The sequence below is a fragment of the Desulfosporosinus meridiei DSM 13257 genome (genome assembly GCF_000231385.2).
Lineage (GTDB): Bacteria > Bacillota > Desulfitobacteriia > Desulfitobacteriales > Desulfitobacteriaceae > Desulfosporosinus > Desulfosporosinus meridiei.
Map to the genome: position 1 here is coordinate 3995571 of NC_018515.1, position 25579 is coordinate 4021149.

At 43.4% G+C, this 25579-nt stretch carries 23 protein-coding genes; 1 reads left to right on the forward strand and 22 read right to left on the reverse strand.

What is annotated here, in order from left to right; all coding sequences use genetic code 11:
- Positions 1-30: 30 nt before the first annotated feature.
- From DESMER_RS18450 to DESMER_RS18465, 4 genes are all read right to left on the reverse strand, one after another.
- The gene (locus DESMER_RS18450; protein ID WP_014904582.1) at positions 31-306 is read right to left on the reverse strand and encodes a YlmC/YmxH family sporulation protein; all 276 of its coding nucleotides are present in this window, start codon (positions 304-306) and stop codon (positions 31-33) included.
- 186 nt (positions 307-492) lie between these two features.
- The gene (gene sigG, locus DESMER_RS18455; protein WP_014904583.1) at positions 493-1266 is read right to left on the reverse strand and encodes an RNA polymerase sporulation sigma factor SigG; all 774 of its coding nucleotides are present in this window, start codon (positions 1264-1266) and stop codon (positions 493-495) included.
- A 57-nt stretch (positions 1267-1323) separates the two neighbouring features.
- Entirely contained in the window at positions 1324-2001 is a 678-nt protein-coding gene (gene sigE, locus DESMER_RS18460) for an RNA polymerase sporulation sigma factor SigE (RefSeq protein WP_242831122.1), read from the reverse strand.
- Between the two features lie 48 nt (positions 2002-2049).
- Positions 2050-2976, reverse strand: coding sequence for a sigma-E processing peptidase SpoIIGA (locus tag DESMER_RS18465; RefSeq protein WP_014904585.1), 927 nt, complete (start codon positions 2974-2976; stop codon positions 2050-2052).
- A 509-nt stretch (positions 2977-3485) separates the two neighbouring features.
- Here DESMER_RS18465 and DESMER_RS18470 point away from each other — a divergent pair.
- The gene (locus DESMER_RS18470; RefSeq protein WP_014904586.1) at positions 3486-5105 is read left to right on the forward strand and encodes a methyl-accepting chemotaxis protein; all 1620 of its coding nucleotides are present in this window, start codon (positions 3486-3488) and stop codon (positions 5103-5105) included.
- Between the two features lie 71 nt (positions 5106-5176).
- On the opposite strand, the gene ftsZ is transcribed toward DESMER_RS18470, so the two are convergent.
- From ftsZ to lpdA, 18 genes are all read right to left on the reverse strand, one after another.
- On the reverse strand, positions 5177-6238 hold the full coding sequence (gene ftsZ, locus DESMER_RS18475; protein ID WP_014904587.1) for a cell division protein FtsZ: 1062 nt from the start codon (positions 6236-6238) through the stop codon (positions 5177-5179).
- 358 nt (positions 6239-6596) lie between these two features.
- Positions 6597-6926, reverse strand: coding sequence for a small basic family protein (locus tag DESMER_RS18480; RefSeq protein WP_014904588.1), 330 nt, complete (start codon positions 6924-6926; stop codon positions 6597-6599).
- Between the two features lie 18 nt (positions 6927-6944).
- Positions 6945-7670, reverse strand: coding sequence for a cell division protein FtsQ/DivIB (locus DESMER_RS18485; RefSeq protein ID WP_014904589.1), 726 nt, complete (start codon positions 7668-7670; stop codon positions 6945-6947).
- Between the two features lie 77 nt (positions 7671-7747).
- The gene (gene murA / locus DESMER_RS18490) at positions 7748-9034 is read right to left on the reverse strand and encodes a UDP-N-acetylglucosamine 1-carboxyvinyltransferase (protein WP_042334757.1); all 1287 of its coding nucleotides are present in this window, start codon (positions 9032-9034) and stop codon (positions 7748-7750) included.
- A 62-nt stretch (positions 9035-9096) separates the two neighbouring features.
- Positions 9097-10002: a UDP-N-acetylmuramate dehydrogenase gene (murB, locus tag DESMER_RS18495; RefSeq protein WP_014904591.1), complete on the reverse strand. Its 906-nt coding sequence runs from the start codon at positions 10000-10002 to the stop codon at positions 9097-9099.
- Entirely contained in the window at positions 9950-10789 is an 840-nt protein-coding gene (locus DESMER_RS18500) for a hypothetical protein (RefSeq protein ID WP_014904592.1), read from the reverse strand. Before DESMER_RS18500 ends, murB begins: the two co-directional genes overlap by 53 nt.
- 460 nt (positions 10790-11249) lie before the next feature.
- A complete protein-coding gene (murG, locus tag DESMER_RS18505) occupies positions 11250-12359 on the reverse strand; it encodes an undecaprenyldiphospho-muramoylpentapeptide beta-N-acetylglucosaminyltransferase (RefSeq protein WP_042334762.1) in 1110 nt (369 codons plus the stop codon).
- 178 nt (positions 12360-12537) lie between these two features.
- Positions 12538-13632, reverse strand: a complete 1095-nt coding sequence (gene spoVE, locus DESMER_RS18510; RefSeq protein ID WP_014904594.1) for a stage V sporulation protein E — start codon at positions 13630-13632, stop codon at positions 12538-12540.
- Positions 13633-13647: 15 nt separating this feature from the next.
- Positions 13648-15024 (reverse strand): UDP-N-acetylmuramoyl-L-alanine--D-glutamate ligase, encoded by a 1377-nt coding sequence (gene murD, locus DESMER_RS18515; RefSeq protein ID WP_014904595.1) that lies wholly within the window; start codon positions 15022-15024, stop codon positions 13648-13650.
- A gap of 31 nt (positions 15025-15055) precedes the next feature.
- Positions 15056-15403, reverse strand: a complete 348-nt coding sequence (locus DESMER_RS18520) for a PAS domain-containing protein (RefSeq protein WP_014904596.1) — start codon at positions 15401-15403, stop codon at positions 15056-15058.
- A gap of 143 nt (positions 15404-15546) precedes the next feature.
- Positions 15547-16548 (reverse strand): phospho-N-acetylmuramoyl-pentapeptide-transferase, encoded by a 1002-nt coding sequence (gene mraY, locus DESMER_RS18525; protein WP_014904597.1) that lies wholly within the window; start codon positions 16546-16548, stop codon positions 15547-15549.
- Positions 16549-16569: 21 nt separating this feature from the next.
- Positions 16570-17982: a UDP-N-acetylmuramoyl-tripeptide--D-alanyl-D-alanine ligase gene (locus tag DESMER_RS18530; protein WP_014904598.1), complete on the reverse strand. Its 1413-nt coding sequence runs from the start codon at positions 17980-17982 to the stop codon at positions 16570-16572.
- The gene (locus DESMER_RS18535) at positions 17975-19453 is read right to left on the reverse strand and encodes a UDP-N-acetylmuramoyl-L-alanyl-D-glutamate--2,6-diaminopimelate ligase (protein WP_014904599.1); all 1479 of its coding nucleotides are present in this window, start codon (positions 19451-19453) and stop codon (positions 17975-17977) included. Before DESMER_RS18535 ends, DESMER_RS18530 begins: the two co-directional genes overlap by 8 nt.
- Positions 19454-19551: 98 nt before the next feature.
- A complete protein-coding gene (locus DESMER_RS18540) occupies positions 19552-21606 on the reverse strand; it encodes a penicillin-binding transpeptidase domain-containing protein (RefSeq protein ID WP_014904600.1) in 2055 nt (684 codons plus the stop codon).
- A 52-nt stretch (positions 21607-21658) separates the two neighbouring features.
- Positions 21659-22138, reverse strand: a complete 480-nt coding sequence (locus DESMER_RS18545) for a hypothetical protein (RefSeq protein ID WP_014904601.1) — start codon at positions 22136-22138, stop codon at positions 21659-21661.
- A 29-nt stretch (positions 22139-22167) separates the two neighbouring features.
- A complete protein-coding gene (rsmH, locus tag DESMER_RS18550) occupies positions 22168-23100 on the reverse strand; it encodes a 16S rRNA (cytosine(1402)-N(4))-methyltransferase RsmH (RefSeq protein ID WP_014904602.1) in 933 nt (310 codons plus the stop codon).
- 16 nt (positions 23101-23116) lie between these two features.
- Positions 23117-23548: a division/cell wall cluster transcriptional repressor MraZ gene (mraZ, locus tag DESMER_RS18555; RefSeq protein WP_174278167.1), complete on the reverse strand. Its 432-nt coding sequence runs from the start codon at positions 23546-23548 to the stop codon at positions 23117-23119.
- Positions 23549-23941: 393 nt separating this feature from the next.
- Positions 23942-25324 (reverse strand): dihydrolipoyl dehydrogenase, encoded by a 1383-nt coding sequence (gene lpdA / locus DESMER_RS18560; protein ID WP_014904604.1) that lies wholly within the window; start codon positions 25322-25324, stop codon positions 23942-23944.
- Positions 25325-25579: the final 255 nt, after the last annotated feature.

Genomic DNA, 25579 nt, shown 5'->3' on the forward strand with positions numbered 1-25579 from the left:
AAAGGTTTATGCTTTTTCGTTTTTCGCGGATTATCGACGATCATCATTTTCAGTATTAAATTCAGGTAAATCGTTAACATCCACTAGAATAACGTCTACCCCTATCTTTTTGACATGATCCCAAGGGACAAAAAAATCTTCAGTCTTTCCGCTACCAAAAAGTCCCCAACTGCGCGAAGGTCCGGGTACGATAACCCCTTTGACAACACCTCGTTCTAAATCAAGATCTAGATCTTTAATCGGCCCTAACCTTCGCCCGTCTTTAACATTCACAATATCTAACAATCTTAAGTCTGATACTCGCATTCTTTCCCCCCCTTTATCGAGGTTCGGGGTTTGAAGTTCAGAAATGAACATCATGCACCAGCCCCGAGCTAAGTCCAACGATGAAATGATATCGTCATACTTTTATATATCTCATCATATGAGGGGGTCTGAAAAAATAGCCTAACGTTTCTTAAATTTCAAATTTGAATATTCCTTATTATTGCATCACACAAACTTACGCATATGCTGCATGGCTGCCTTCTCAAGACGGGAAACCTGTGCTTGAGAAATCCCAATCTCATCAGCAACCTCCATTTGTGTCTTTCCCTGAAAAAATCGCAAGGACAAGATGAGTTTTTCTCGTTCGCTGAGTCGACGTAACGCCTCTCGTACGGCAAGTCCTTCAACCCATCCATTGTCTGACTGCTTGTCATCTCCTATCTGATCCATCACGAAGATCGGGTCGCCGCCATCATGGTAAATCGGCTCGAATAAAGAAATTGGTTCCTGGATAGCATCTAAGGCAAAAACAACATCTTCCCGAGGCAGCGAGAGTTTCTTGGCGATTTCAGCAACAGTTGGCTCACAGGACCGTTCACTCACTAACTGGTCCCTTACTTGCAAAGCCTTATAAGCGATATCCCTTAAGGATCTGCTAACTCTAATTGGATTGTTATCCCTTAAATAACGACGTATTTCCCCAATTATCATAGGAACTGCATATGTAGAAAACTTTACATTCTGACCAAGATCAAAATTGTCAATCGCTTTCATTAGTCCGATACAGCCAACTTGAAAGAGGTCATCCACATATTCTCCACGATTCGTAAACCGTTGAATCACACTCAGAACAAGGCGGAGATTCCCATGGATTAGTTTATCTCGAGCACTGCGATTTCCAGCTTGATAAATTACGAAGAGTTCTTTCATTTTTGCGCTAGATAATACAGGCAATTTTGAGGTATTTACTCCACAAATCTCAACTTTATTCAATGCCAATCTACGAGCACCTCCCCAGCAAATTCTGTTGGGAAGTATGCCCTAACATAGATTAGGTTATTCCAATCGACAAAATTCTTTCCGTAATCTGCGAATAATTCTTTTCTCTAACCGTGAAATATAGGACTGGGAAATCCCTAAACGATCTGCTACCTCTTTCTGAGTTTTCTCTACTCCATCGTCAAGCCCGAACCTTAATTCCATGATAACCTTTTCTCTATTTGTTAACCTTCCCATTGCCAGATGCAAAAGTTGACGGTCTACTTGCTCCTCAATAGGCTTAGAGATAATGTCATTTTCCGTACCTAAAACATCTGATAACAAAAGCTCATTCCCGTCCCAGTCAATATTTAAAGGTTCATCAAAGGAAACCTCAGACCGGGTTTTATTGTTACGTCTAAGATACATCAAAATTTCATTTTCAATGCAACGAGAAGCATAGGTAGCCAGTTTAATTTTTTTCTGAGGATCAAAAGTATTGACAGCTTTAATTAAGCCAATCGTTCCTATGGAAACAAGATCTTCAATTCCAATCCCGGTGTTTTCGAACTTTCTAGCAATATAGACCACTAGGCGAAGGTTTCGTTCTATCAAAATATCTCGAATAGAACCGTCACCCATTTCCAAACGCTCTAGTAGAACCCCTTCTTCGTCTGAGTTAAGTGGTGGGGGTAGGGCTTCACTGCTTCCAACGTAATAGATTCCACTAACTCCAAAAATTCTTTGAAGCAGCATGGCCCATAGGCCTCTGGCCTTACCATGAACATTACTCCACCACTTCATTCATCCATCTCCACCTTTCTGAACATGTTCTGGGTGTAGTAACGCTTGGTATTCACCCTCTGAGCTTAATACTTGTCTTACAAGCGCCACCGTAGCATGAATTTGTTGAGTTCCTCCGGCGCCGAAACACGTTACACTATCCGGTCTTATTCCTAGAAGCCAACTCTTATTATCAATTGTTTGAAAAGGGATGAAAACAAGACGTTTTACCAGATCGGGATTGACATTCCACAATAATGGCCAGGGGTCTGCATAATCCTTCCAAGGGATATCCAAGAACCCTTTGATATTCTCCGGCATAGCCCTCGCAGCAACCTCCTCTTCCAGCAGAATTACAGGATAGCCTGTCAATGGATCCCGCAAATGATTGCCGGTATCTAGTAAAGCCTTGATTTGAATAACCCCTTGCTCATCTCCACCAAAATTGATCTCCAGATCGAAAATGTTTTGTCCTATAAAGGACTTTTTTTCTTGCCATCGTTGCCAAAGGCGCTGTAAGGGCCACCACATTAGAGCACCTAAAGGAAGAATCCAAACTCTGTTTATAACCAGAATTAATCGTTCTTTATTGACTCCCCCATCAAATTGCGCCCATCCCCATGAAGCGTAGACAAATCCGCCTAAGCCTGCAGAAAGGAGCCAAAAGCCAACAATTTCTTTAAGAAACGCATTTAATCTTGTAGTTGGAAAAGCGACGAAGACCATAAGAAAAGGAATCAGCCATTTAATGAGTACAGTCCACGCTGGTAGTGAAGAATAAGCAACCACAACGGGGATTTCGCCAAGTAAAACTGCCATAGAGATCCGGCTTAGACGAATTGGTAGTTTGAGTAGGCGACCAAGAAGGACAAGCAGGATAGTGTCCATTCCTCCATTAATGAGAATAGCCAGATCAAGATAGGTCTGTGCAATGCTAATTTGGTACACCCTTTCTATGCGCTTCTCTAAAAATTATACTTGAAAGACAAAGTAAAACCTGTCGCATTCAGCGGGGCATAAATGGATATTTAAGGTAAATTAGTACGAGTGGTGTAGTTTTTTATCTATGAACCCTATTGGTCGACAGTATCTGTTAGCTTTAGCACGAGATTATTTGATAACAACATATTTAGTCGATTAACTCATCTTTCTCAAGGGAAGTTTGGCTTAATAAGACTTATCAAAAAGAAGAGAATCCCCATCAATGTCCAGTCTGTCATCAGACATTTTAGTTGGCGCTGGTTTGAACCTTTGCTTTGACAAACTATTACATTAAACCGAATTTTACGGTTATTTCTTCAAAATTAATCATTTATATTCAAATTTTATTGAAATATTGATAAGTCCGTGTTATTGTAAATTAAAATTTAGAATTTTTACATATCTCCATGTGCTTTATTACACTTAACTTCTCGATGCCATTTGAACAATCAACAATTAAAGGCGGTAGATAATTAATGGCAAAAAATCTAAACGTTAACTTAAGTGAGAAAAAAAACGGTTTGAAAACTATCGTTCAGATTGCAAAAGAGATAGAATGTATTTTGGAGAAATCGAAGGATTTTGAAAGTGCCCGTCGACCTCTGAGGGAAGCGATAGACCGTAACCTTAAGAACAATGAGTTCTTACTGCTTTGCGACTTAAAAGGGTTAGCCTTAATCCACTCAAATCGCTTACGAGAAGGTATGGTCTTTAATAATGAAATTGAACTAAAGGCAGCTCAATGTAATCAACCGATTACACAACTATATCATCGTAATACTGGAGAAGTTTTGCTAGACGCGGCAAGCCCTGTTTTTGTCAAAGGGGCTCATACCTACGCCCTGCGTCTGGGTATACCACTTCAAAAAAATCTTCTTAGCAAACAAATGCTCTCAGGTATACTACCGGTTCTTCTACTCGGTGGGACATGGATTATTTTAAGTTCCTTTTCTCCGGCTTCGCTTATCTATTCAACCATTGCCTTGGGCGCTCAACTAATCTATAGTTTTTGGCTTAAGAATAAAGTTTCACTGGCGCTACAGGAGGCTTTTAAAGTAACAAAAGCCATTGCTAAAGGGAATCTAAAAGTTCTAGCCAAGGCCAATTCCAATGATGAATTGGGAAGCTTATCATTCGAAGTAAATAAAGTATCCCTTGGCATGAAGTCGATCATCACGGATCTGGCTTCCTTTTCTGAGCGAGCTCAAAATATGAGCCAAACTCAAGCATCCCATGCGCAACTATTCGCAGAAAATCAAGAAACCTTGGCAGCTACTCTGGAGGAATTTAGTGCAGGAGCAACTGATCAAATTCAAGGCATGCAAATGTCACAAAAGCAAGTTGACGAGATCCAATCAGCTTCCCAAAGCATTTTAATCAGCACCCAGGATGTTCTTTCCTTAACAAGATCCGCTAAATCAACAAGCCAAGAAGGAACCTTAGCGGTTAATGAGGCAATTCGTGAGATGGGCCTTATCTATCAATCAACGGAACAGGCTAATCAATCCATACACGGATTAGCTGAACAGGCCCAAAAAATCGGAGATATTATTTCTGTAATTAATGGTATTTCCGATCAAACAAATCTACTGGCCTTAAATGCAGCTATTGAAGCTGCTCGAGCAGGAGAACATGGTAGGGGCTTTGCTGTTGTTGCAGAAGAAGTCAGAAAACTGGCAGACAGTTCAGCTTACTCTTCTCATCAGATTATGGAACTCATTTCGAATGTTCAAAGAATGGTTAACTCAACTGTCGACAAGATAAGCCAAGGAATGAACGAGGTAAACCGAGGTAAGGCAGTCATTGAAAAAGCCGGCGATGCCATTGCCTCCCTTGACGAAGTGATCAATGAAACCTCAATAAAAGTGGAAACCAACCTGCAAAATGCTGATCACTTGTTAAATCAGAGTGAATTATTAGCTCAAACTCAGCGGCAAGCAACCACAATTGCAACTCAATTTGCCGAAGGAGCCACTCAAGCAGCAACAACTGTAGAACAACAAATGGTTTCTACTAAAGAAATCGCCTCCATATCTTCTGAACTAGCAAAAACCTCCGCTCACTTGAACCAAGTTATCCAACGATTCGAAGTCTAAATACACCAATAAAAAACCAGGTCATACCACTAGAGGTATGACCTGGTTTTTTAGCTAACAATTAATTGAACTTACCGTCTGCGCCTTAGAAACTCAGGAATGTCCACATCCCCTTCTTTAGCTACAGTCTTAATTATATTGTCTTGAACCTTACCGGGTGGGGTACCGAAACCAGCCCATTGCTGGTCGAATCCGGTAGCGATGACTGTGACTCTGAGCTCTTCCTTCAGATCCTCATCGATAACCGCTCCAAATATTATATTCGCCTCAGGATCTGCTGCTTCCGAAATAATTCCTGCCGCTTCGTTCACTTCAAAGAGGGTTAGATTTATTCCTCCGGTAATATTCAGCAGCACACCTTTTGCTCCTTCAATAGAGGTTTCCAGCAGAGGGCTGGAAATTGCCTTTCTTGCCGCATCAGCTGCCCGATTTTCCCCTGTTGCCTGACCGATACCCATTAATGCTGAGCCGGTATTTGACATAATAGTCTTAACATCTGCAAAATCTAAGTTGATTAAACCAGGAACTGCAATTAGATCTGAAATGCCTTGAACCCCTTGACGCAAGACATCATCCGCAATGCGAAAAGCCTCATGGATTGTTGTATGCTTGTCTACTACCTGTAGCAAACGATCATTGGGAATTGTAATAAGGGTATCTACTTTGCTTTTTAACTCGGCAATGCCTTTTTCAGCTTGCATAGCCCTCTTACGTCCTTCAAAGGTGAATGGTCTTGTAACTACCCCTACTGTTAGCGCCCCCATTTCTTTGGCGACTTCTGCAACAATAGGTGCAGCTCCAGTACCGGTTCCTCCCCCCATTCCCGCTGTAACAAAGACCATATCCGCGCCTTTTAAAACCTTAGCCAGTTCTTCACGACTTTCTTCCGCCGCTTTAGCACCAATCTCAGGATTTGCGCCCGCTCCCAGCCCTTTGGTTAATTTAATTCCTATTTGAACTTTTTCTCCCGCACGTGAGAGTTGTAAAGCCTGGGAATCAGTATTAACTGTTACGAAATCTACCCCTTGTAAACCAGCGGTAATCATACGATTAACCGCATTGTTTCCACCGCCGCCAACACCAATGACCTTAATTTCTGCAAATTGGTTCAAGTCTGTATCAAATTCTAGCATTTAGGCGTTAACCCCCTCGCTCATTCTTACCTGCAATAATTTATTAACAATGCAGGTTATTTCTATAGTTTTTTTCTGTGCTTCCATATGTTCATGTGTAACCTTCTCGCCGAATAACGGCTAAATTTTAAATATTAGTCTCTAGAATACTCCTATAAGAGTATCAGCCATCCCAACGACTTATTGGCTGATCAATTTTGTTATACACACAACATTACAAATTCTATATTCTTAACCAATAACCCTTTTTTTGAATAAATTTTTCTCTAAAAAGGAACAAAAAAATCTCAAAAACTTCCGGGATTACTTTCCGGACAATTCCCTTAAAGTGTCAAAGATATTCTTAAGTGATATTTTCCTATTTTTTGAGGAGATGACGACGGATGCTCCCCAAATTTTGGAATATGCGCACACCGAAAGCAACCACCGCTGCTAAATAAAGGTCAACACCAATCCGGTCACCGACATAGGCTAACAGAGCTGCAAGGAGCATATTGCTGAAAAAGCCTGTTAGAAATACCGTGCTATCGAAATGGTCTTCCTGAGCAGAGCGAATCCCCCCTAAAACAGAGTCTAAAGCTGCGAGAATTCCTACCGATAAGTATTTTGCATATTCGATTGGAACTGAAAAAGGACTTACATACCCAATTGCTAGTCCTAAAACTAAGCCTAATAAGGGTAACCACATTTTAAAAATCCTCCTGACTTAGCGACCAATTACCGGTTTTGCCGCTGTAAAATCAATATATCGAACCCCTTGTTGTATTGAAGTATACCCATCGTCGCTTAAAAGTTGATAAAGTGCCATCAATTTATCTTTCCACTCATTGGCTTGTCCAAGTCGTACTTCGACCCCACTTGTCAAAAATAAAGTGATTTGTTCGATAGCATTAACATGCAACTCTCCAATCTGAGCAACTAATTCCGGCGGAGCTTGTTTAAGCAAGTTCAGACCTGCTTTAAGGAGAGAATTTTCTAGGTTCTGACCCGGCCCAACTGTATCAGGAAGCTCAATTCCACTAATCACGGGATAATCATTTTTTGGCCAACTCTCTAGACGGCGCAAAAAAGTCCCTTCGGAATCTACCTCTATAATCCCTTTGGGGACTACAACTAAAGCAACAGGGGTTCGTTCAGTAACCTGAACAACTAGAGTTTGAGGGAGATTCCTTTGGAATTGAACGTCTTTTATCAAGGGATGTAAAGATATCTTATATTGAAGAGCTTTCCGATCAAAAAGTAATAGGTTTTGCCCTTGAATTCCGTCAGTTAACTTTAGGATTTCGCTTTCTGAAATTATACTTAATCCTTGTACACTAACATGTTGGATAGCAAAAGCATTGGAGCGCAAAAAAAGCGCCAAACCCAAGGAAAGCAGAATGGTCAATACTGCGATATAGAGAAAGGACGTATTCATTTTCTTGGGTTCCATAGTGGTATTTTCCTCCTTGTCCCAAGTATAACGAATACCGTCCTATTCTGCTATACAAAATTTAGTGATCTTCAAAATTAATTCATAGAAATCTCACTTTTAGCTTTTTTTGAAACGCGCAAGAGCTTTGCTCCTAAACGGCAGTATTTTTCTTCAAGTTTTTCATATCCTCGATCAATATAGTCTACCTTTTCCAGCACAGTTGCCTCCTCTGCCGCTAATGCCGTTAAGAAGAGAGCTGCTCCGGCGCGAAGATCTGTGGCCTCGACAAAAGCTCCTTCAAGGGATTTAACCCCCCGAATAATTGCTGTTCTACCCTCAACCGTAATTTGGGCCCCCATTCTACGCAGCTCATCCACATGTTGAAAACGATTCTCGAAGATTGTTTCAGTGATTATGCTGGTTCCTTCCGCACTAGACAACATAGCCATAAACTGAGGCTGCATGTCGGTCGGAAATCCTGGATAAGGCATTGTTTTAAGATCTACCCCTCGTATCCCGCCCAACTGTTTCACCCGGACTGAATCATCCAGAAGAGTTATAGAGGCCCCGGCCTGCCGTAATTTAGCAATCACTGGTTCCAGATGTTCAGGTACGACATTTTCGATGACTACATCTCCTCTGGTCATGACAGCAGCTATCATATGGGTACCCGCTTCAATGCGATCAGGAATAACAGTATGCTCTGCAGGACGGAGGGAATCAACTCCATCAATTCTTAAAACATCCATCCCTGCTCCGCGCACTTTCCCACCCATCTTGTTGAGGAAATTTTGCAGATCTACTATTTCCGGCTCACGTGCTGCATTTCTTATGACTGTAGTCCCTTTTGCCAGAACAGCAGCCATCATAATGTTTTCTGTAGCTCCAACGCTAGGGACATCTAAATAGACATCCGCACCTTGGAGATGATCTGTCCAAGCTTCAATATATCCATGCCTTTCCTTAACCTTTACTCCTAACAACTCCAAACCTTTTATATGCTGATCCATCGGACGGGAACCAATAGCGCAACCTCCCGGTCTGGATATTTTAACTCGCCCATATCGCGCTAACAACGGACCTAAAATTAGATTGGATGCTCTCATTTGCCTCATTAAAGCTTCATCAACCTCGCAGGACTCTAGTCGCCCAGCATCAATAAGCATAGCCTCATTTTGCCGTAGGACTTTACAACCAAGCCCTTCTAGGACTTCGATCATATGTTTAATATCGGCTAGTTCCGGTATCTCAAGTAAACTAGATGTCCCTTCTGCCAGTAACGATGCAGCTAATAAGGGAAGGGACGAATTCTTTGCCCCACTAACTCGGATACTTCCTTCTAACCTTTGTTTACCTGTGATAACATAGCGATCCATCACTATAATCCACTCCCCTTTTAAACAATTCAATCCGGTTGATCTTCTATCAAACTGAGGGGCTTCCTCTAAACATCTCTTCTTCGGTTGACTCGTGCCGTTAAAATACTTTCTATTTCCGTTTGTAAGCTAATATCATATTTCAATTGAATATCCGTCTTAATGGCTTCTATCAAGGCAAGGACATCACTAGACGTAGCAAGGCCTGTGTTGACAATAAAATTTGCATGCTTCTCAGATACTTTCGCACCACCTATACTTCTTCCTTTCCAACCGGCTGCCTCAATCAATCGTCCGGCAGAATGCCCCGGTGGATTTCGAAAGACACTCCCCGCATTAGGTAGCTCAAGTGGCTGATTTGCTGTACGTTTTGTTAAGTATTCTCGCATATCTTGCAAGATTTGTTCCCGTTCACCTGCCTTAAATTTAAGGTGAGCTTCTAAAACCCAGGCGTGCCCCCGTAAAGAACAGAATCTATAGGCAAACTCGAATTCATCACGCTTTAATTTCTTAATGCTACCATCCGCCCACAGTGTTGAAACACTAAGTACACAGGAAGAAATTTCACCGCCATGGGCACCGGCATTCATCATAATGGCCCCTCCAATCGAGCCCGGAATCCCTCGTGCAAACTCCAAGCCACTCCATCCCAGTTCGCCTGCCTCTTGAGCCAAACGAGCTAATGTATATCCGGCCTCAACCCTGACCGAATGATCCCCCCAGCTAATTCCTCGTAGTGATGTTGAAACTAACGTGATTCCAGAAAGTCCTTCATCCGGAAAGAGAACATTCGATCCACGCCCAATTAAGCGCACGGGAATTTCCCTCGCTTGGGCCCGCTGCCAGACTTTTAGTAAGTCCTCAATTGTTTCAGGCCAATATACGGTCTCAGCCGGCCCGCCAATCCTCCATGTACTCAGTTTATGGAGCGGATAATTCTTCTCTACACGCCCCGACATTCCATCCAAAATCATTAATTTTCCACCTCAAGTTATCTGCCATTCTTTCGTTCTTCCAAATAGAACTAAGAGCCAGCCTTATATCCAGCCAGGAAACTCCCAGATCTATGCATATAGCTATGTTTTGAACAGCTGCTTCTTCCTCGGATAGTTTGGGCCAACGCGGCAAATGTCCTACAAACTTCTTTCTATCTTGTGAGCGGTAAAAGTCAATCTGATTTTCTCGGATCTCCCAAGCCGCTTGTGCATTTCCTCTGTCATTACTAATTCTTCTTCCCAACGAATTTTTTTCCATTAGCCCCTCTAACCAGGACTCTGATATAAGCCAATGCACTCCCTCTTTACGTTCGCATTGCCACTTTCCATCAGGAGTTGCCCAAAGTGCGGTCGGTTCAAAACCAGCCTGATTTAAGATATGCAATAGCAAAGGACGATCATCAATTAGGACTGCCGGCTCTGAAATCCAAATAATTAAGTTATCTTCTAAAAGATTATGTATAAACGATTCAACTGATTGAACTTTAATCCCCTTCGCAAAAGCCTTTTCTCTTAGAGAATTCTCCTCTTGCAGATTAGGCCAGAAAACCAATTCTGTTACAGGGCTAAAAGTTTCCGGAACTTGAACAGCATTGCCATCAAAAGGCTTATCTAGCCAGTTCTCTCGAAATTCTCGGCTTAAATCCTCCTGAGTCGGTTCAACCATAGAATAATCAAGCTGGATTTCTTCTAAAACAGCCCTAACCCCACTGATTCCTGGAACTGCAGAAGAAGCAGCCAGTTGTATCTTTCGCCTCGGCCACACCGTGCTCACTCCTTTCATTGTTCACTGCCATATGCTATGCATCGGAGTAAAAAGGTGTGAGCAAAGTGTAATGGGGACGGTCCTTTTAACACACATTTATGCAACTTAAAAAGCTAAGTCGAAAACCCTAAGCCTGCATCCTTTGCTCTTGCGAAAATTGCTAGGCGATACTCCTAACAGAAGTTACCGTTACCAAAAGACTGTGGAACACCAACTTTAGAAGGGTATTCCAGCATTTTAAATTAACTTGTATCCTGGACTCACTCCTTTGGAAATGAGCCCAGGATACAAGTCGAGAACCACCCCTAACTTGTATTATCACACACGGCCTCACAGTTTAGAACTTGCTACTGGATATCTAAGTTGAACCTCCCAATCTGGGCTACTACGTTATCACTAAAGCTTTATTAAGCCAGAAGTAATTATCTTATGTCATTGACTTTCGAACTGCGAACCACGATCAGCGCCAAGCAGTAGCTAAGCAAAGATCTACAATCTTATCTAAGGCCTTAGGCTGAGCTAAAGTTCGGGAAGCCTCTCCCATTTTTGCTAAAAGGGATGGCTGAGAGATTAGTAGATTAATTTCATTCCACAGTTTTTCCCCATCACATTCAGAGTCCAAGATTACTTGGGCAGCCCCTGCTTGAACTAGAGCCTGGGCGTTATGTTCCTGATGATTCTCCGCCGCAAAAGGGAAGGGAATTAAAATTCCAGGTATCCCTGCAACCATCAGCTCAGCCAGTGATGCCGCCCCAGCCCTACCGATATACAAATCTGTACAAGCTAAGGCTTCCGGCATATCTTTCAAATATTCCACAACTCGCCATTGAGGACTCTCCCAAGGAATCTCTCTTTGTTTTAATTCTGCAATAGTTTCTGCATAGGTAACACTTCCGGTCGCCCAAATGACTTGAATTTCCGGTCGCTGGGCCAGATATTCCAAGACCTTGACCATGGCATGATTTAAAGTGCGAGCACCTCTGCTTCCACCGGTTACAAGCAAGGTCAACCGATCCGAACGAAGTCCAAAATGCTTTGCCCCAATTTCACGAGAATACCGACCGATTTCCTGACGAACCGGAAGTCCAACCAGTTCCATTTTATTCTTAACCCCAAAATGGGCAATGCTCTCGGGGAATGTCACCATAACTTTCTTCACTACTCTTGCCAAAATCCGATTAGTAATACCGGGCCAGGCATTTTGCTCATGAAGTAAGGTCGGAATATTAAAAAGGGCAGCAGTCAACACGACCGGCCCAGATACATATCCACCTGTCCCGATAACCAAATCCGGATGGAACTCACGTAAAACCTTCTTTGTTTCCCATAAGGCTTTAAAACTTTTACCAATAACCTTTATTGTATCCAGACTTAACTTACGAGGAAGCCCTTTTCCGGAGATACCTTTAAAGGCTATCCCTGCTTCCGGTACTAAACGCGCTTCCATTCCATCCTGGATTCCTACATAGAGAATTTGTGTATCAGCATCACGTGCCAGCAAACCTTTGGCAATTGCTAATGCCGGATAAATATGCCCACCTGTTCCACCACCGGTCAAAATAACACGCACCATCCATACCCCTTTCTCCACTTCTAAGATATCCACTTTCAAAGCCCAGAAGCACTCATGCTTCCGAACACCCCTTAGCCGTTAAGTCATTGGATAACCAGCGGCCTCGGCGATAATCATCCTATGCGCAAAAGTGTTCATCAGTGCTCTCAGCCTCCAACGTCGTGCCTCGAGTTCACTACCTTACTTCCCTAGAAATATTCAACAGCACCCCAACACCCAACATAGTGAAAACTAAAGAAGTTCCTCCATAGCTTATAAATGGTAAGGTGATTCCCGTAACAGGCAATACCCCACTTACGACACCCATGTTGATCATTGCTTGAATAGATACCATAGCAGTTAATCCAACCGCCAGGAAACCCATGAATGGATCAGGAGCCCTCATTGCCACCCGAAAGCCTCGCCAGGCAAAAAGGAAGAAAATCAAAACAACTAAGGAAGCTCCCACAAAACCGAGTTCTTCACCGATCATAGCGAAGATAAAGTCCGTATGATTTTCCGGCAGATAAAGAAACTTTTGACGGCTCTGGCCTAATCCTAAGCCAAACAGTCCACCGGGTCCTAAGGCTAACAGCGCCTGAATGGTTTGATATCCATTTCCTAAGGGATCTGCCCATGGATCCAAAAACGCAAAAATACGTCTCATTCGGTAGGGTGCCGCTGCAATGGCAGCAACCACCAATCCTAAACCTGTTCCAGCCAAAGCCATAATGTGACTTGTCTTCGCTCCAGCAGCAATTAACATAAAAAAGGTGGTGGCCGCTATTACTAGTGTCGTCCCTAAATCAGGCTGAAGCATAATCAATCCGGCAATTACTCCCATTAGACCAAGGATGGGCAAAACTCCTTTGCGGAAGGACTCAATCTTATGAGGATTAAGCGCCAAAACATGAGACATTATCAAGACCATGGAAAGCTTGATTACTTCTGAAGGCTGAATAGACAATGGCCCTAGTCCTATCCATCGATCCGCTCCATTAACCCTTCGCCCAATTCCCGGGATCTTAACCGCAATCAGCAGGACAATTGCCATGATAAGAGCAGGCTTAGCATATCTTCGCACCCAGCGCAAGTCTATAACCATGCTAACAAACATTGCGCCTAGCCCCATCGTAACCCAGAGTATCTCCATCTTAAGATAGTGATAAGGATCGTCATACTGAATATAGCCTCTAACCGCACTCGAACTATAAACCATAATGAAACCTATCGCTAACAGAGCTAAAATCGCCCCTAACAAGACTAAATCCGGTCGATGGTACTTTCGCATTTATAGATCCCCCTTTTATTTTTGAATGGGTTCCCTATAATGCCTACGCACTAACTCCTTAAACAATTCCCCTCTTTGCTCATAATTCTTAAACATATCCCAACTTGTACAAGCAGGAGATAACAATACAACATCTCCAGGCACTGCTTCAGAGATGGCTTTCTCTACCCCTTCCTCGAAAGTAGCAACCCTAATAATCCTCTCAACCCCTTCATCCTTAGCCGCCTGTTCCATCTCCCCAGCCGCTTGTCCCAGCAAAACTAAACTTTTGACCCTTTTTCGGACAACCTTCATAAATTCGTGGAAATCAAGTCCTTTGTTTTTTCCTCCGGCAATTAACACCAATGGCTCGTCGAAGGCCAGCAAGGCTTTAGTTGCCGCATCCGTATTTGTGCCCTTAGAATCATTCACAAAAAGCACCCCTGCAAAGGAACCTACAACTTCTTGGCGATGTTCAACTCCTTTGAACCGAGCAAGACCTTCTGAAATCTCAGTCCAGGAAAGACCGAATGCTCTGGCAGCGGCGGCTGCTGCCATAACATTTTCCAAATTGTGAGATCCGCGTAATTGGAGATTCTTTCGCGAAATAATTGGAATCATCGTTCTTTTTTCCTTAACCGCATAGACAATATCATCATGCCATAGACTGATTCCATCTTGCAGAAAAGTAGTTGGACTGAAATAGATCACTTGGCTTTTTAACTTTGATCCTAAGTCTCGTACTAATGGGTCATCCCAATTTAAGATCGCTAAATCCATAGGAGTTTGGTTTTTAAAAATCTGAGCCTTAGCCTCTAGGTAGTTTTCCAGGGTTCCATGTCTGTCCAAATGATCAGGGGTAAGATTGAGCAAGACTCCTATATGTACATGAAGCTTATCCACAAATTCCAATTGAAAACTAGATAGTTCAGCCACAACAATACTGTCGTCCCCTAAGCTGTTTACTTGCCCGCTCAAAGCAACGCCAATATTTCCCGCTACAACTGTAGGCTTACCCGTTAACTTAGCCAATTCTCCTATTAGGGTTGTGGTCGTCGTTTTACCATTCGTACCGGTTACCCCAACACAAAGTGCGGGACAGTCATGCATAGCCAGTTCTACTTCACTCCACAAAGTCACATTGCGAGAAAGTCCTTCTTGAACCAAAGGGAGCTTAGGGGAAACCCCCGGTGACAAAACAATCAGCTCAGGATTAATCTCAGCAAATTCCGGCATTCCTCCTAAAAGCAAATGTTTTGTACCGAGTCTGATATCCTCTATACCCGCAAGCTGTTCTGCTGACTTACTATCTGTCAAGAAAACCTCTGCTCCCAGCTTCTGAAGTTTTCGAACCGCCGCCTGTCCACTTAAACCTGCCCCAATTATCAGAGCACGTTTGTTCAACCAATCCACAATATATACCCTCCGTTTCAGGTTCTAGTTGTTATTTTTGCATATTCATCTCGAACCTCTCAAAATAGCCGATCATATCTCCTTTTTCATCCCTTACAGGTACAATATTAACCCTCTCATTCCGGTAATTAACGTGCAAAAAGACCTCATTAGCGTGGTTCCTAAGTTTTTCAACAGTGGATTTTATCATTTCCACAGATTTAGGGTTTTGATGGCAATCAAAGAGAGACTTCCCAATCAGATCTCGGTAGCCACGTTCTTGATAGTAATGATATTCTGCTCTTTTGTTAAGATATCTAATAATATGCTCGCAATCGACAAAAACAATTGGGTATGGGTATGAATCCAAGATAAAAGACAGCATTTCTTCTCTATCCACAAAAGTTCCTCCTAAGTGAGTTTAGATCAACTGGGTCTGTGAAAGTAAGAGTACATCATTCATAGACAAGTCCCTAATTCGTCTCCTAACCCCAGTCGACCTCTAAAGTGGAGGATGTAAGACTGGGCTAAGAAACTTCCTCCCTACCCCAGGGTCGGCATATAGCCAATAATCCCAAGAACGGCACAAATCAATGCGACAGACCAAAAAACAATAACTACTTTCCATTCACTCCAACCAACAAGTTCGAAATGATGATGCAGGGGACTCATACGAAAAATCCGTTTTCCTGTCGTTTGAAAAGAAGCAACTTGAAGAATTACAGAGAGCGCCTCAACCGCAAACAAACCACCAATCACTATCAAGACTAACTCACTCTTAGTAAGCACTGCCAAACTTGCTAAAGCACCTCCTAGTGCTAAGGATCCGGTATCCCCCATAAAGATCCTCGCAGGGTAGGTATTAAAGCGCAAAAAGCCCAGGGTTCCACCCACTAATGCCGCAGCAAATACTGCCATATCCGTCTCATGGGCCAAAACAGCCACCCCGTGAATAGCAGCTAGTAAAGCAATCACCACATAAGCGGCACCTGCAAACATTGTACTTCCGGCAGCTAATCCATCTAATCCATCGGTAAGATTTACTGCATTGGTCATTAGCACAATAAGCAGAGAAATCAATACATAGTAAAACCAGTTTAGTTCTAGGTGAACTGATGTGAAGGGAATAGCCACGTCTGTTCCTCGCCCTAGCCATTTGACAGAAACCCACATTAGCATAAATGCTAAGCCAAACTGTCCAATGAGTTTTTGGTAGGCTCTAAGCCCTAAAGAACGATGCATTACAACTTTAATGAAATCATCAATGAAACCAATTAATCCAAAACCGAGTGTGATTCCGACTAAAGTCACCATTTCCAAAGAAGTGGGTTGTTCTGCCGAAACTAGAGCACTGACAATAATACCTACTAGAAAAATAATCCCACCCATTGTAGGGGTTCCTGCCTTTTTCAGGTGTCTTTTAGGGCCATCATCGCGTACATTTTGACCGAACTTAAGAACCCTTAAGACCGGTATCAAAAAAGGGCTCAGGACCAACGTGATAATTAGGGCTAATCCTGCTGCCAAGACCAAACGCTCAGACATGTGCTATTCCATCCTTTACTCTCATCTTTCAAGTTCTGCCGTAATCTCTTCCATTCGCATACCTCGCGAACCTTTAATCAGAACCCAAGTCCCCCGTCCCAACGCCAGCAGCCTTAGGGCCTCTTTGATAGCCTTTTCACGAGAATAGGTCACTGTTATATGATTCTCCGGAAAACCGGCCAATCGCGCCCCTTGAGCAATCTCTTCAGCCAATTTCCCCACTGTAATCAATTCACTGATTCCTAAATCTGAGAGAGCTCGCCCAACCTCTCGATGGCCTGATTCCGCAGAACTCCCCAATTCATACATTTCACCTAATATTGCCAGAGTTCTATTCCCACCCGCTCGCTCCTTGAGGACTTGCAAAGAGGCCTGCATAGAAACGGGATTGGCATTATAGACATCATTAATTATGAGACTTTCTGAAACTCCTCTTCGAATTTCCAACCTCATCCTAGATAATTCCAGCTCACGAAGCCCAGTGCACCCTTTGTCCAAAGAAACTCCTAACACTGTCCCAACCGTTAAGGCAGCCAAGGCATCCAATACATTATGAGTACCTGGCAAAGGGAGATTGGCTGTTACTCTCTGATCCTTATAAAGCACGTCGAAGGCCGTTCCCAGGTCTCCCCAATGCTGAAGCTTTACTCCTTTAATAATTGGCTCAGCAAAAGCTCCTTCAATACCATAATAACTAATTTGGTGCTTCAGATCCTTGCGGGCCTTTTCTACCGAAAACTGATCCTCGGCATTGATAATTGCAACTCCACCCTCTGGCAAGGCATCAATTAACTCCCATTTTGCCTGGGCAATTCGCTCCTGAGTAAGAAGCAATTCCAAATGAGTAGTCCCAATATTCGTTATTACCCCAATATCCGGCTTTCCGATATCGCATAGGGCTTTAATCTCGCCCAAACCACGCATACCCATTTCAAGAATTAATACCTCTGTATCAAGGGGCGCGTTTAAGATGGTCATTGGAAGTCCTAATTCGTTGTTATGATTTTCTTTATTCCGGTAAACTCGGAACTCTTGAGACAGGACTGCATAAATCATGTCCTTTGTAGTCGTCTTACCATTACTCCCTGTAACACCTACTACCTTAGCTTTAAGCTCCACACGCCAATACTGAGCAAGTTCTTGGAGCGTCTTAAAAACAGACTCTACTAACAAAAGCGCTTTGCTTTCCGGCACTCTAGGCTCCCCTGCTCCCCGAAACCGGGCTTCATCTGCGACAACCAGCACTGCTCCATTATTCCAAGCAGCGTCTATATAATCATGCCCATCTACTCGCTCTCCCGGCAGTGCAAAAAACATTTCTCCACCTTGAGCTTGACGACTATCAAGGATACACCCATGAACTTTCTGATCCGGGTCTCCCAGCAAATTTCCTTTAACAAAGCCAGCGACGGCTCCAGTTGTCCATTTACGCATAGCCGAGCCCCCTTAATGCTTCACGTGCTACCTCACGGTCATCAAAGGGATGAACCTCTTTGCCAAAGATCTGATAGGTTTCATGCCCTTTACCGGCAATCAAAATTGTATCACCCGTCTTTGCTTGACGACAGGCACTCCAAATTGCTTCCCGACGGTCTGCTAGAGCAACATGCTCCACTCCTGAAACACCGGTCAGAATCTCTTGGATAATTTGATCCGGATCTTCCGTTCGGGGATTATCTGAAGTTACAATCAAAAAGTCACTCCCCTTTGAAGCAACCTCTCCCATCAAAGGGCGTTTTGTCCTATCGCGATCCCCTCCGCAACCGAAGACGGTAAAAAGTCTACCTTTGGTAAAGCTCTTAGCGGTTCTTACTACATTCTCCAAGCCATCGGGGGTATGGGCATAATCCACGATAACCTGAAACGGCTGACCTTGACGAACGCTTTCAAAGCGACCGGGAACTCCGGCTATTTCGGAAAGGGCCTCAGCAACAGTTGCTGGGGGATAGCCCCGCTCTACTCCCCAGACAAAGGCTGCTAAAGCATTGTAAACACTAAAATATCCGGGGGTTGCATACCAAACATCTTGTACTACTCCCTTAAATTGAACCTGGAAGCGTACCCCTTCCGGGGTTACTTCTACATTCTCTGCCCGATAATCAACCTTATTATTGATTCCATAACTCACAACTGAAGCAATTGAAGCTTGGCTTAATTCCTTAAATACCGGATCATCCCCGTTTAGAATACTAATCTTCTTTAGTTGCTTAGTCCCTTTCAGATTGGAAAACAGGAGAGATTTCGCCGCCAGATAGTCCTCCATTGTTTTATGATAATCCAGATGATCTTGTGTCAAATTTGTAAAAATTCCTGCATCAAATTCACACCCGGCCACCCGTCCTAATACCAAAGCGTGAGATGATACTTCCATTACAGCCAAGTTCACATCTTCAGCAACCATTTCCGCCAAAAGCTTCTGAACCTCTATAGCCTCAGGAGTTGTTCTCTCCCCGGGAATAGCCCGCCCATTTATTCGAGCACCTAATGTTCCTATCAAGCCAACTTTCTTGCCAAGCTTTATCCCGATTTTCTCAATAAGATAAGTAATGGTAGTTTTGCCGTTTGTGCCGGTTACACCGACTAGCTCAAGCTGCTCACTCGGATGATCATAGATTATAGCTGCCAGCGCTCCCATAACTTGACGCACACTTAAAACTCGAATCTGGGGGACATCCAGTGGTAAAAACCTTTCCACAACTAAAGCCACAGCCCCGGAGGCAACTGCACCAGCCGCAAAATCATGACCATCTACCTGAAGGCCTGGTACACAAGCATATAAATCCCCTGACTGCACGTGCCTCGAATCCATTGACATTCCGCGGACGATGACTCCACAATCCCCTAACGATTCCAGAATCTCTATACCACTGAATATGTCTAATAACGATTTATTCGCTCTAGGCATTCATCATCTTTCCTTTCGAATGCTTTGTAAAACTAGATTATAACTTCCTTAAATTATTATAGACAAATAAGCCTTGCGACAGACCTAAACTTAAACGATTACTGCCCTAATGGGCTGGCCGAAATAGGCAAACGACCCGTTAGACTGCGAATAGCCTCAATGTCTTCATCTTCATCTTCCCACCAGAGATTAAGTGTAGGCGTCGATGCCTCTGCTCCCAGATAGAGGAGAATATTTGATTCCGCTTCAACCTGTGAGTCACCGTGAGGAATCTGATCTAACACAATCTCACCTTTACCCTCTGTCATTATCTTAAACCCAGCCTTAGTCAAAATATCTTGTGCCTCTCCTAATGGAAGGCCTAAGACAGAAGGAACCGTTGCAGCTTTTTTAATAGGTGAAAACTCTAGCCCGGGCATAGGTTTGCCAGGAGTTAAGGGTGCCTTAGGATCAGGTTTAACTCCCAGATATCTCAACGAATCGAGCATGACCGTCTGTACAACAGGAGATGCTACAACCCCACCATAAAAGGGCACACCATCAATAACACATAAAATTGCCAGACGGGGTGCATCAGCAGGGGCAAATGCTATAAAAGACGCAATATATTCCCCTTGGATATAGCCACCGTTCTGCACTTTTTGTGCTGTTCCTGTTTTTCCTGCTACACGATATCCCGGCAGGAAGGAACGTCGTCCGGTTCCATTTGTTACGACAGATTCTAAGACCTCACGTTCGATTTTAGAAGTATCCTCACTTATAATACGCCGGATCTCTTCTTTTTTGAAGGGGGTTACAACCCTGCCACTTGGACCGACAATCTCTTTTACTAATTGTGGCTTCATCAACGTCCCACCATTAGCAACTGCGGAAACCGCCGTTAGTAATTGAATAGGGGTAACGTTATTTGTCTGACCAATTGACATGGTCGCTAAATCTAAGGCTGTGGCCTTTTTCTTATTTGCTAAAATTCCTAAGGCTTCTCCGGACATCTCAATACCGGTTTTCTTTCCAAAGCCAAAATCCCGCAAATACTTGTAAAAAGTATCCATTCCCAATCGTTGTCCCATTTCGATAAAACCCGGATTACAGGAATTTTCAGCCACTTCCGTAAAAGTTTGATCACCATGTCCGCCCGCTTTCCAGCAACGAACATTTTTACCCAAAACCGTATAGGCACCCTTGTCAAAAAAATGCTCGCCAAGCTTAATTTTCTTTTCTTCCAAAGCAGCTGCGAGAGTAATGATTTTAAAGGTAGACCCTGGCTCATAACCATTCTGAATAGCAATATTACGCCGCGTGCTGGGATCCGCTTCCTGATATCGATTAGGGTCAAAGGTTGGTGCAGAAGCAAGGGCCAGCATCTCTCCTGTATTAGGTTCCATTACCAGAATTGATGCGTTCTTAGGCACTTGCCCATTCATATTAACCCCCTGACCGGTCATTAACTTTTGCAATTCCCGTTCCGCAAAGGCCTGAATGTTTTTGTCAATGGTCAACCTTACAGTATTTCCCTGTTTGGGAGCCAGGTACTGATGTTCCGCTTGAGGCAAGGGAATGCCATTAGCCCCAAATTCTTGGAGAATACTTCCCGGTATCCCCTTCAGCTCCGATTCCCTTGTCAACTCTATTCCTTCAAGACCCTGATTGTCAATTCCAGCATATCCGATTATATGGGCCGCAAGACTTCCATTGGGATAATATCGCTGACTATCCTCCGTAGTTCCTATTCCAGGAAGCTCTAACGCCCGTATTTGTGCTGCAACCTCAGGGCTTACACGCTTTTGTACGTATTCCAACGCAGAACGTTTTGTAATCCGCCCTTCAATTTCTTGAGCTGACTTTCCAAGCAGCGGAGCCAAGGTAGCGGCCATCTCTTTAGCACGGCCCGATTGGCGAACTTCCGCCGGAACTGCATACACTGTTTCTGTACTGACACTCATTGCTAGAACATTTCCTTGGCGATCCTCAATATTTCCACGTTTAGGGGCTACTGGGACACCACGAAAATGAGAATCATCTGCCTTTTTTCGCAAATCGGCTCCCTGACTTAGTTGAACGAAGCCTAAACGAACAATTAACACTACTAAAAAGGCACAGACACACAAAAAAAGAAAAGCGATTCGTTTACGCATGACGACATAAGGACTCATAAGCCCTCACCCCACCTTTCTGGGGTCTCCGCGTACCCAAAGCGCCTTTCTCTTAACGTTGTGTAGAAGCAAAAAAGCTTGTAAATTTTCGTGAGAATTGTTGAAGTGCAGTGGGTTTAGACTCTGCTTGAGTTACCGCTTGGGTCGGCGGAGCCCCCTGTTCATTTTTAGCCGCAGGCACTACACCTGCCATATACACTTTCCCCGTAGGTTTTTCCATACCCATAGATAAGGCAACACTCTCAATCCGTCCTACTGAACGAAGTTTATCGGCCTCCATCTGAAGCAGATCGTTCTTCGTTTTGATTGCAGAAATTTCATTTTCTAAGGCACGTATCTCAGCTCCTTGGACTACTGTCAGATGAATGGTTTCCGCACCTATGGCACCCGTTACTCCAACAACTAATGCCAAAACCACAATACTTTTAATCTTCGAGTATCCTTTCCCTTTTCTCACAAGTTGAGGATTTTTCTCGGCATGTGTTTGGGTCAAAACCTCCTGCCACTCAACCTTTTCTTGCGCCACTACCATGGGTATTCCTCCTCCTATTGCTTTAGACATTATATTTTTTCGGCAACCCGTAATTTTGCACTTCTTGACCTAGGATTTTGCTCCACTTCTTCTTGGCTGGGAAGAAGTGGCTTTTTGGTTATTACCTTAGCTTTGGCTTTTGCATTGCACCGACAGATCGGTAACTCCGGCGGACACGTGCACCTTCCCAGCCAGGATTTCATTCTCTCTTTGACGATGCGGTCTTCAAGGGAATGAAAGGTTATTACCCCTACTCTGCCACCCTGACCCAGACAGTTCAGCGCCTGATCTAACGCACGATCCAAGACTCCCAGTTCATCATTGACTACGATTCGTATTGCCTGAAAGGTACGTTTTGCCGGATGAGGTCCACTTCGTCGAACTGCAGCCGGAACCGCAGCTTTAATTGCCTGCACCAGATCTCCCGTGGTTTCAAGAGGCTTTTCTCTGCGCGCTTGGGTTATAAACTGGGCTATACGTTTTGCCCATTTTTCCTCTCCATAGTCCCAAATGAGTTGAGCTAAGTCCTCTTCAGTCCATAAATTCACTATTTCCCGAGCACTTAATTGACCTGAAGAATCCATACGCATATCTAAGGGGGCATCTTGCATATAACTAAACCCCCGTTCAGCTTCATCGAGTTGGGGTGACGAAACTCCTAAATCAAAGATGATTCCATCAACCGGAAGCAAGTCCAATTCTCCTAAAGTTTCCTCTAACGACTCAAAGTTCCGATTGATTAAAGTAACCCGTTCATCCTTACCAAGGATATCTTCAGCATGGCGAATAGCCTGTATGTCCTGATCAAAACAGATCAATTTCCCGGACTCTCCCAGCTTTGATAAAATTTTTTTACTATGTCCAGCACCTCCTAAGGTGCAATCAACATATCTACCCGAGGGATTTGAAACGACAAAATTCACGGTTTCTTCTAATAACACTGTAACATGATGAAAATCCAAGTTAATCCGTTCCTTTCTATATTCCGAGCTGGACTAGAGATTCAGCAGCGCTGGCATAGGCACTTTCTGCTTGCTGACTGTATTCTGTCCAAAGTTTCTGGCTCCAAATCTCGACTCGACTTGACACTCCCACCAGAACCAGATCTTTCTCTAATTGCGCATAATCACGCAGATTAGCTGGTAATAGAATTCTTCCTTGCTTATCAAGTTCACATTCTGTTGCCCCAGAAAAAAAGAAACGGACGAAAGCTCGTACATCAGGTTGAGTAAATGGCAACTCACGCAGCTTTTTCTCCAGGGTTTCCCACTCTGAACGAGGGTAAACAAACAAACAGTGATCTAAACCTTTGGTCACAATAAATTGTTCACCTAAGGCTTCACGAAACTTGACAGGTATAATCAACCGTCCTTTTCCGTCAATCGTATGAATGTATTCCCCCATAAACATAGTGCTCACCCCACTGCAGTGGTTTTCTACCCCACTTTACCCCACTTCATCCCACTATTCTCCATTCGTAAAGATAATCCTGCTAAAGAATTACCTTTTTATAATAAAAAATAGTAAAACAGGAGGAAGGTCCTAGGTTATTTAGGATAAATAGATCTCTAAAAGCAGTAAAAAAAACAAAAGCCTTTTTAATACTTTAATAGAGCATTAAAAAGACTTAAATCTAAGAGCTTAATATTTAACTGGATATAGCTAAAAGCAACTCTCAAAAGTCGTTAAACAGATCAATTCCGAGACTTCTACCTTCTTCAATCGGGTTCCTTATTCTACTTCGACACAGTTTAAACTCCACTGAAGTCTCGATGTTCAGCTTCAGCTGAACTAGTTGGCACTTTAAGCAAGATGCAGTGGTTTTCCGAGTATTCCGTGGGCTGCTTCCATTACTGCTTCAGGCAATGTAGGGTGGGCATGGACTGTTCGTGCTATATCCTCTGCCAGAAGCCCTTTTTCAACAGCTATTACTAATTCAGAGATCAACGTGCTCGCCTGCGGCCCCATGATACTGGCCCCAATAACAACTCCCTCATGATTTGCCAAGATTTTAACGAGCCCAATACTTTCCCCTAAGGCTAAGGCCTTACCATTTGCCGAAAAAGGAAATTTACTTACTCGATACTCAGTTCCCAATGCTTTAAGCTCCTGCTCAGTAAATCCAACTGTCGCAATTTCAGGATGTGTAAAGATTACACTCGGTATTGCTCGATAACTCATTTCCCCTGAACGTCCTGCAATCTGTTCCACTGCAATTATTCCTTCTGCAGAGGCAACATGGGCTAACATTATTCCACCTACCACATCTCCGATTCCATAAACATTGGGAAGATTGGTTTGCATTTTAGAGTTCACCTTAATGGCTCCCTTTTCAATCTCTAAGCCTAAATTTTGTAAATCTATTCCTCTCAAATTTGGCCTGCGACCAGTTGATAATAGGACACATTCAGTAGCAATTTCTTTGACTCCTTTAGCATCTTCAATCTGAACCAGGAGAGTTTCACCTTGTTGGCTAATCTGCTTGACTGCTGTCTTCGTAAAAATATCAATCCCATTACGCTTTAGTAGTGGAGTTAATCGCTTTGGAATCTCCTCATCAATTGTTGGCAAGAGACTCGGAAGCATTTCCACAACACTTACTTTCACCCCAAATGCCTGATAGATTGAAGCAAATTCTAAGCCAATGACCCCTCCTCCGATAATAACAAGGCTCTTAGGCAAGTCAGTAAGGTCGAGAATCTCATCACTGGTCACAACACCTGGGAGGTCAGCCCCTGGAATTGGGACTCGTACGGGTATAGATCCCGTTGCCAGCACGACATTCTCTACCTCTAAATCCTCTACACCATTCTCTGTCTTCACAGAAATATGTCCTAATTGTTTAAATTCGCCCCATCCTTTTATAACACGGATATTCGCGGCTTTCATCAATTTCTCTACACCACCAACAAGAGAGTTGACTACTTGTCCCTTCCGAGCAACTACAGCCGGATAATCGACTCTTTTGTCACCAACATGCAAACCAAATTCTTGGGCATGTCCAATTTCACGCCACAAATCGGCACTCTTAACTAAAGCCTTTGTGGGAATACATCCACGGTTCAAACATGTACCACCTAATTGTTCACCCTCAATAAGCACTACTGATAAACCTAATTGAGCAGCTCTTAGCGCACATACATATCCTCCAGGGCCTCCTCCAAGGATACCAACTTTATAATTCACATCTTTCCTCTCCCTTCCCAATAGTTCTCAACTAATTCTATTTCATTGGACGTTTCACCTGCAAAGATGGTCAGTGTAAAGATGAACGGAATCTGTAACAATATGTCCAGCTCAATTTGATCGTATGCGCAGAGACACTGTTCAGTTCCGAATGTCCTAGGTTCCTCTGTCCATAGACTATATACAAGGAAAGGACCTAAACCCCGAGTACAGCTCAGGATTTAGATCCTTAAAATTGTTCTCTACCTCTTACAG